This is a genomic window from Wolbachia endosymbiont of Tuta absoluta (assembly GCF_059414725.1).
Genome location: NZ_JBNRJY010000289.1, coordinates 1 through 943 on the forward strand (window position 1 = coordinate 1; position 943 = coordinate 943).

Annotated in this window: 1 protein-coding gene; it reads right to left on the minus strand. The window is 33.2% G+C overall.

Annotated elements, in window-relative coordinates; all coding sequences use genetic code 11:
* On the minus strand, positions 1 to 206 hold a 206-nt coding region (locus ACJ5GX_RS03240; protein WP_495292693.1), incomplete at its 3' end, for a hypothetical protein.
* Positions 207 to 943 lie beyond the last annotated feature (737 nt).

Consider the following 943-nt stretch of genomic DNA (forward strand, 5'->3'; position numbering starts at 1 on the left):
TCATCGAGCAATATACTCAGCCTTTCTCTAGCGGTTAGCTTTCCTTTTTCATGTTGCTTGTTAACTCTATCAGGACCTCCTCCTTTTTCGGCTTCTAATGTTTTGATCGATCTGGTTCTTCCCGCGGCAATAAGGAGGTAATTACCACAACAATTACACTTGTACCATTTAAGTACAATATAGTGTGAACCGACCTTTAAGACCATGTAGGACTATATGTGGGGGTACAAATTATATGTAATAATTAATTTGGTATATCTTTATTTTTTGAATTTTATGTCGCTCTTGTAACTTTTAATACTCTGCATTTTTTGAAACCTATTTCTTGTTGCAGACATAAGAATACACCTTCGGCGAGATGGCAACCAAAATGAAAAGGCTCAGCTTAAATCTTCGGACATTTCTTTTGGTAAGTTCATACAATTATAAATAATACCAGCAGCACTTTAAGTTACCCATTTAAGGTTACAACAAAATATTGATATACCGCATAGTTACAATAATTAATGGTACCTATAAGTTATAGGGTAATTCAGAATGCCACTGATACCTACTTATATGACCTACTATAAGTTATTGATACATGACTATATATCCTCTAAGCTGAAAAACCTAATAAAGTATACAGGAGCGCACAATCATAAAAATTAAGGCTAACTAATGTTTTCCTGAAAAGTTTCTCCCTTTCATTGGCGCTGCGCCAGAGAGAAACAGCCAATCATTTCGCGCAAAAATTTTCGCGTGATTTTACGGTTTTTTCAACATAGAAACTAAAGGAATACCGTTGAAATGTGTTATTCAGTAAATTTTACTAGAAAAGTTATGTAACTACATTCTAGCATAAAATCATTGGTTATAATTTTAAAAGAGGGTAGGACGGGCATTGTTTTTTTTTCTATCTAGTAAAGTTTTTCAAAGTGTATTACTGATATGTATGTTATAT